The following is a 7,185-nucleotide window of genomic DNA, read 5'->3' as shown; positions in this document are numbered from 1 at the left end:
GGACCCTGTGGGAGAGTAGGACGCCGCCGAACAGTCATTGCGGAAGCCCCGCACCAGACCCGTAAGGGTCCGGTGCGGGGCTTTTCTGCGTTCACCGCCGAATCGGACGGGTCGGCTGGGTATCCTGGCCGCGTTCCCCTGGAGGACGTGATGACAGCACAGCAGCTGGAAGACGGCGGGCCGCTCATTCCTCAGCCGGCCATGACACGGGAAGCCCTGCGGGACGCCGTGCGCCGGATCGACATGGCCAACCTGGCCGTCCTCGACAAGGAATGCAATGAGGCCTTCGACCGGGCTGCCGAGACCGGCGCCATCAATCCGCTGCGGTTCTTCCTGATCAAGTGGGCCACGCACGTGGCAATCCACCGCTGGCCGGCCCGGGCGGCCGCGCTGCACGAAGCGGAACGGGTCGCGGGAGATCCGACGGCCACGGAAGAGGAGTTCCGGGCCGCGATGGAGACCAGCAGCCGGATCCTCGCCGAGGCCCAGCGCGAGATCGGGCAGTGAGTCCGCGCGGTGAAGGCGTGGAGAACGACGCCGGCTGGGCGTGGGAGTGCGACCCCAGTCGACTGTGGGTGCTCGGCGACATGGCGAAGGAGCAGCAGAATCTCGTCTGCGCCGTCATGGACGGCCTGGTCGACCTGGCGGCGATGGCCATCGACCCCAAGGACGGCAGCCTTTACGAGGACCCCAACCCCATGCGGCTGCGTACGTACGAGGACGAGCACGTGATGGTCTGGTACCAGACGGTCCCGCACCGCTGCCGCGTCTATCTGAAGCGGGTCAACCTCTGACAGAGGGGCCGGTGGCGGGCGCAGGCCTGTGAGTACCGGCGCCCTGTGGCGGGACCTGTCGACGGAGTGCGGTCCTCGGCGGACGGACCATGGGCTTCTGCCGGTGGCAGCGTGATGGGGTCTGGTCGACGGCCGGGCCCATCCGCACGTGGTCGGCCCGAGCGGGGGCAAGCCCAGAAACGGCCGTGCGTGCCGTGTTGCGGATATGTCGGTCGGCCGGGAGAACGCGTGCGGCTGCACCGGCGGAAGCCGGAGGTGACCTGAAGAGAGCCTGGCTTCACCAAGACATCTGTCGTCCCATGCGGTGGCGGTGGATACGGGCCGGCCGACGAGATCCAAAGGAGGCAGGTCTACCCCCTGCGGTGGGAGCTCCACTCGTAGGACATGGGAGCCGTCTCCACGACTTCGCTGGGCCAGGTCTCGCGAACCCGGTCGAGTCGCTGGCGGTGGTCCTGGATCCAGGTTTCCTGGGGACCGATCGCCAGGGCGAGGCTCATGCGGTCGGGGTCCTCGACCGTCAACGACAGCGTGCGGTCCTCGTGCATGAAGAAGCTGAGACTCAGCCCGCGGGCGCCACCGATGGTTGCACCTTTGCCCGGAGCGAGCTGGGTGAGGTCGTGCTGCGAAATGTCCAGGTCCCGCTGGACCATGGAGAGCTCCAGTCGGGCATCCGCGAAGCTCGCGGAGATCAGGACATCGGCTCGCAGAACGTCGTGGCCGGTCAGCACTCCGGGCTGGTAGCGGCCGGTCACCCGGACGACGCAGCGGTTGCCGTCCGGGTCTCCTACATCGATCAGGTTCACCGGGGCCGGTTCGGTCACTGCTGGTCTCGCTCTCTTGCGAGGGGTTGGCCTGCATCCTGCGATCTTCCTGCCCGCGTCCATACCGGGATCGGTTGTCGGCGTACTACCTCACCTCCCGAACCGCGTACGGAGGAACGTCCCCAGCTATGTCGTGTGCGGGAGCCGCCGAGTCAGCCCCTGACGATGCAGAAGGGATGACCAGCTGGATCGGTGAGGACCCGCCACCTGTCCTCATGAGGCTGGTGATCCGACTTGCCTGCGCCAAGCTCCAGCAGCCGGGCCTCCGCCTCGTCCAGGTCCGCGACGTCGAAGCAAAGGTGAAGCTGCTGTGGAACGGCCTGATCAGGCCAGCTCGGCGCCCGGTAGTTGTCGACCCGTTGAAAGCCGATGAGGAGTCCGTCCTCACGGTTGAGACCGGCAAAGTCAGCGTCCGACTTCGGGTGGGGTTCAAGGCCGGTGGCCTGCTGATAGAACGCCGCCAGAGCCAGTGGATCAGGGCAATCCAGTGTTATCGCGCTCAACTTCATCCGCCAGGGCATGACATCTCCGAGCTGATCAGCAGACTTTCCTGATGCACACCCTAAGAGGCGCCGGGTTATGTCGGTTGATGTCTCCGATGCTGTCGTGGCGGTCCGGGCCCGCACGAAGTCCGGCGTTTCAGCGGGATGTACGGGATGCGGTCGGTCCAGTGCGTGGTGCCACAGCCGCTATGTACGGCGTCTGGCCGATGTCGCTCTCGGTGGTCGGCCTCTCCGCATCGACTTGTCCGTACGCCGTCTGTACTGCGAAAACGTGGCCTCTCGAAGGTAACCTTCGTCGAGCAGGTACCGGGCCTGACCGTGCGCTATCAGCGGCGTACCCCACTCCTACAGGGCGTGGTGGAGTCCGCCGGGGTGGTGCTGGCCGGCCGGGGCGGTGCACGGATGCTGCGGATCCTGAACGTCAGGCTCTCGAGGTGCACCGTCCTGTCCCAGCTGATGCGGATGCCGCTTCCGCCACTGGAGACACCACGGGTGCTGGGGGTGGATGACTTCGCACTCTACGGCGACATCTACGGCACCCTCCTGGTCGATGCCACTACCCGGCTCCCGCTCACGCTCTGGGAGGGACGCGACGCAGAACAGCTCAGCCGGTGGCTCCGCGAACACCCCGGTGTCGAGATCGCCTGCCGCGACGGTTCTTTCACCTACCGGCAGGCATCACCACCAGTGCTCCGGATTTCGTGCAGGTCAGTGACCGCTTTCACCTCTGGCAGGGTCTTTTCCGCCGAGTCCAGGAGATCGCCTCCACCCGTCGCGGCTGCCTGACCGCAGCATTGCCCCCGGTCAGCGAGGCCGATCCCGCATATATCGAGGAGGCCGCCGAGAACACCGCGGCCGACAGCCGGGCCGGGGAGCATGCCCGCTGGCTGTTCGAGGCTGTGCACGCTCTGACCCGGACCGGCCGGAGCCACAGCTCCGTGGCCCGCGAACTCGGCCTGGACCGCCGCACGGTGCGCAAGTACGCCAGGGCCCGGACCTGGCAGGAAGTGATGCGCCGCCCGCCCCGCAAGCCGTCCGGCTGGACCCTTACCTCGACTACCTGCAACAACGCTGGGACGACGGACAGCACAGCGCGAAGATCCTGCATGAGGAGCTCCAGTCCAAGGGCTACCTCGGCCACTACCAGCGCGTGAAGATGGCCGTCGCACCACTACGGCGGGGCCTGCCCCTGGACGAGCCGCGCGAGCGGCCATCCTCCCCACGCGAAGCCGCCCGCTGGATCATCACCCATCCTGGCCGCCGCAACCTGCACATCAACGATCGTCTTCCCCGGCTCCTCGATCACTGCCCTGAACTCCGGCACACCCACGACCTGGTCCGTCGCTTCGCCGCCATGCTCGACAACCGGGACGCGACGCCCTTACCGAGCTGGCTGGACGACCTAGCAAACAGCGGACTGGCCCCTCTGTCGGCGTCGCCGGAGCCCTGCACGAAGACCGACACGCCGCCGCGCAGGGCATCGCCACCCCATACAACTCGGAGGTCAACGAAGGCCGCATCACGGACGTCAAACTCCAGAAACGGATCATGTCCGGACGGGTCGGCGTCCCACTCCTCCGCCACCGCGTCGTACTGATCGCCCACCTCCGCCGCCGCTACGCGGACCGACCACCCGGGGAGCCGAGCCTGTGATGAACACTCGCGGGGACTCGGTTCAAGAGAAGAGAGCGGCCCTGGACGTCGAGGGGCCCTTGGGGTTGGTACCCCACCCCGGCGAGGTATTCTGAACATGTTCATTTTCGCCGAGGTGGTACCGAGCTGGGGGCATGATGGGCAATCTCAGGCGTGGAGGATGGTGGATGTTGGGCCCGGCAGTGGTTCTTGTCGTGCTCACCAGCGGCTGTGGGGCGCTCTTCTACCCCACGCTGCCGACCGTCCGTGATGCTTCGACCAGCGAACTCGCTGGGGACTGGACGGGACCCGACGGCGCCAAGGTGATCCTGGAGGGGGACGGTCGAGCCGAGGTGAAGAATCTTGGAGGCGAGGACTGGGATTTCGACGAAGGCTGGGGTCTGACTGGCACCGGGACCTGGCAACTGGTCAAGGGAGGCAGCGGAGAGACGATCGGCGGTGCCCCGGCGGTCCAGATCTCGATCACCAACGTGACGAAGCAAGTCCAGCGTCGCCCCAGAGACATCGACGAATGGACGACCGAGCCACTCACTCCGATTGCCCAGTACACCTGGGAGTTCGGCATGGAGCGGACCAGCGAGGGTCTTCAGCCCTACTACCTTGCTGGGGATCCGGATCCCAACCTGTACCACCTCAAGCGAAGCTGACCGGCCGACGACCGGCCCCCGCGCCACGATGTCTCCGCCTACGAAAATCTTGCCAGAGCCACGTTCACGCGTACGCCGACACCGGTGGGCGTTGACCTTCGAGTTGGTTGAAGCCCAATGATGGCGTGGTGCCGAAATCCGAACTGATGCCGATCGGGGCCTTCGCCCAACACAGCGGGCTGACTCCCAGCGCCTTGCGGTTCTACGCCGACTCCGGGCTGCTGCCGCCCGCCGAGACCGACCCGGCGTCGGGCTACCGCTACTACAGCGCCGACCAGGTGGCGCGGGCGACCGTGCTGCGTCGGCTCCGTGAGATCGCCATGCCCCTCGCAGCCGTCGAGGCGGTCCTCGGTGCCGGGGCCGATGAGGCGTCCCGGCTGGTCGACGAGCATGTCGCAAAGGTCGTCGAGGACGCCGCGGCGGCGCAGCAGAAGGCCGCCGCGATCAAGTCCGTGCTGGGCGACATACCGGCGCATCTGATCGCGGAGCTGAAGGGTCCCGTGCTGGCGGATGCGGTCGAGCAGGTCCTGACGGCGGCCGCGGACGAGCCTGGTCTGCCGGCCCTCGCCGGTCTGTGCATCGAGGCGGATCATGAGGCGATCACCCTGACCGCGACCGACCGGTACCGGCTCACCACCCGCACCTTGGTGCCCGCCCGCCCTCCGGCGCAGCCGTGGGTCGGCACGGTCAGCGGGGACGAGCTGCGGGTCGCTGTCGCCGGAATCCGCCGCAGTGCGCTGGTGCGGCTCGAAGCGGTCCCGCACGGGATTCGGCTCCGCGCGGGGGACAGGGCCGACCGGCTGTGTCGGCTGCTGCCGGGCCCGTTCCCCGACCATCGGCTGATGCTCGCCTCACTGGGCGGAGTCACCACCCGAGTGACGGTCGCGAAGGAGCTGCTCCTGCGAGCACTCGAAGAGCAGCCTGGCGGCGAGCGGATCGCACTGCACGTCGCGGACCACGAAGTGAGCATGGTGTCTGCGGACGATGCGCACCCCGGCGTCGCCCTCCCCGCCACCGTCTCGGGCCAGGCGCTGCGGGTCTGGTTCGAGCTCACGACGCTCTACCCCGCTGTGAGTTCCGCGATCGGTCCTGACGTGATGCTCGATCTGCGCGGAGAGGGCCGACCGGTCACGATCCGGTCCGCGGACCGGGGCGATCTCACCACGCTGGCCATGCCGATCAAGCACGACCACTCCGCCTGAGAAGGACATAGAGGAACACTCCATGGCCACCACCGCCACCGTCACCAGCACCACCACCACCGCCACCACTGCGGGTCCCGCCATCCCCGACCCGATCATGGAGGCCATCGGCCATGCCGTCACCGAAGGCCGAGTCGGTGACCGTGCTTCCGCCCGCCGGGAGCTGCTGGGACTGTGGTCCGAGATCGGTGTAACCGGGGACCCGTTGCACCGCTGCTCCCTCGCCCACTACCTGGCCGATCTCTACGAAGATCCCGCCCAGGCCCTCGCTTGGAACGTTCGGGCCCTGGACGCTGCCGACGCCGTGACCGAGCGCCGCGTCCAGGAGCACGACGCGGGCCTGCACATCGCCGGCTTCTACCCCTCCCTGCACCTCAACCTCGCCGACGATTACCGCCGCCTCGGCTCCTTCGCAGCCGCCGCCGAGCACATACAGGCAGCCGAGGCGCACGCACCCAGCCTTCCGCAGACCCCCTACGGCGATCTCCTCCGCCGCGCCATCCGCCAGGTCGCCGAGGCCACCGCGAGGAGGGACCGCTCACCGCGACGCTCCGCGCCCGGTTCCCCTGCGTGACCGGGAAGGGCTCTCAGCTCTCAACCTGCTTCCGCGGCCCTGGGCTCTGACGTCAGACTTGCCTTCTGTGCCGGGGGAGCGGTCCGGGGCAGCGGCATGAAGTGAGTGACGTGGGGAGTGGGTCGGTGGATCTCAGCGCAGTGATCATCGCGGTGGCGGGTGTGGCCGGCACCCTGGGGGGCTCGCTCCTCACCCAGCGCGGCTCCGAGCGTACGAAGCTCCGGGAGATAGAGATCGTCCGCAGCCACGAGGAGATCCACGAGAACCGTGTACTTAGGCGGGCCTGCTATGTGGACCTCAACCGGGATGCCAGGCAGTTCACCACGGCGCTCAACCGCCACATGCACGTTCTGAGGGAACGAGACGTGGAGGAGGCCGACAGGGCTGCACTCGAGGCGGCGAAGGACGCTCACCGTGACCGGTACTCCGAAGCACAAATGATCGCTCCGGACGAGGTGCTCGTGCGCGCCAGCGCGGTCAACCAGGCCTTGAACAAGGTCTACGGCCAGGTCAAACGCCTCGAGCGGGGTGAGCCCGAGCCGGGCGAGACGATGCAGACCGCGGAGCGGCAGGGGCGGGCGGTCTGGCAAGAACTTCGGGCCATGCGAGCCGCGATGCGTCATGACCTTGGGGTCTCGCAGGACGGCTCGTTCGGGGAGCTCGGGGGCGGCCGGGAGGCGTTTTGACACCCTCCAGTCACGGTTGTAGAGTTGAGCAGTTGCCTCGAGCTGGACAAGTTCGGCAGCAGCCCCCACAAGGAGCTTTCATGTGGGGACACTCGACTCTTCATTCGGGAATCGAAGCCGGGAAATCCGGTGGAAATCTTCTGATAGAGTCGGAACCGCCGGAAAGGGAAGGCGCGAAAGCGCAGAACCTGGAAAGCACCGAGGAAATCGGGCCCGAAAGAGTCTGATAGAGTCGGAAACGCAAGAACACAGAACGAAAGCCCGGAGGAAAGCCCGAGAGGGTGAGTACGAAGGAAGCGTCCGTT

Annotated in this window: 10 protein-coding genes; 8 read left to right on the top strand and 2 right to left on the bottom strand. The window is 67.3% G+C overall.

The window, feature by feature from the left end; translation table 11 throughout:
* Positions 1 to 150: 150 nt before the first annotated feature.
* On the top strand, positions 151 to 507 hold the full coding sequence (locus AB0D44_RS33950) for a hypothetical protein (protein ID WP_362598637.1): 357 nt from the start codon (positions 151 to 153) through the stop codon (positions 505 to 507).
* 17 nt (positions 508 to 524) lie between these two features.
* Positions 525 to 794, top strand: a complete 270-nt coding sequence (locus AB0D44_RS33945) for a hypothetical protein (RefSeq protein WP_362598634.1) — start codon at positions 525 to 527, stop codon at positions 792 to 794.
* A gap of 350 nt (positions 795 to 1,144) precedes the next feature.
* Here AB0D44_RS33945 and AB0D44_RS33940 read toward each other — a convergent pair whose 3' ends face one another.
* Both AB0D44_RS33940 and AB0D44_RS33935 read right to left on the bottom strand, forming a co-directional pair.
* A complete protein-coding gene (locus tag AB0D44_RS33940) occupies positions 1,145 to 1,615 on the bottom strand; it encodes a DUF5959 family protein (RefSeq protein ID WP_362598632.1) in 471 nt (156 codons plus the stop codon).
* Positions 1,616 to 1,767: 152 nt separating this feature from the next.
* Entirely contained in the window at positions 1,768 to 2,136 is a 369-nt protein-coding gene (locus AB0D44_RS33935) for a VOC family protein (RefSeq protein ID WP_362598629.1), read from the bottom strand.
* 58 nt (positions 2,137 to 2,194) lie between these two features.
* Between AB0D44_RS33935 and AB0D44_RS33930 the strand changes: the two genes are divergently transcribed.
* From AB0D44_RS33930 to AB0D44_RS33905, 6 genes are all read left to right on the top strand, one after another.
* Entirely contained in the window at positions 2,195 to 2,407 is a 213-nt protein-coding gene (locus AB0D44_RS33930) for a transposase family protein (RefSeq protein WP_362598626.1), read from the top strand.
* 65 nt (positions 2,408 to 2,472) lie between these two features.
* A complete protein-coding gene (locus tag AB0D44_RS33925) occupies positions 2,473 to 2,904 on the top strand; it encodes a hypothetical protein (RefSeq protein WP_362598623.1) in 432 nt (143 codons plus the stop codon).
* Positions 2,905 to 3,965: 1,061 nt separating this feature from the next.
* Positions 3,966 to 4,418, top strand: a complete 453-nt coding sequence (locus tag AB0D44_RS33920; protein ID WP_362598621.1) for a hypothetical protein — start codon at positions 3,966 to 3,968, stop codon at positions 4,416 to 4,418.
* Between the two features lie 128 nt (positions 4,419 to 4,546).
* Complete coding sequence (locus tag AB0D44_RS33915; protein ID WP_362598618.1) at positions 4,547 to 5,620, top strand: MerR family transcriptional regulator; 1,074 nt, start codon at positions 4,547 to 4,549, stop codon at positions 5,618 to 5,620.
* A gap of 22 nt (positions 5,621 to 5,642) precedes the next feature.
* Entirely contained in the window at positions 5,643 to 6,194 is a 552-nt protein-coding gene (locus tag AB0D44_RS33910; RefSeq protein ID WP_362598615.1) for a hypothetical protein, read from the top strand.
* Positions 6,195 to 6,319: 125 nt separating this feature from the next.
* Positions 6,320 to 6,880, top strand: coding sequence for a hypothetical protein (locus AB0D44_RS33905; protein ID WP_362598613.1), 561 nt, complete (start codon positions 6,320 to 6,322; stop codon positions 6,878 to 6,880).
* Positions 6,881 to 7,185: the final 305 nt, after the last annotated feature.

Origin of the sequence: Streptomyces sp. NPDC048349, from assembly GCF_040651925.1 — a bacterium.
Lineage (GTDB): Bacteria > Actinomycetota > Actinomycetes > Streptomycetales > Streptomycetaceae > Streptomyces.
This window is presented reverse-complemented; position numbering and strand designations above follow the sequence as displayed.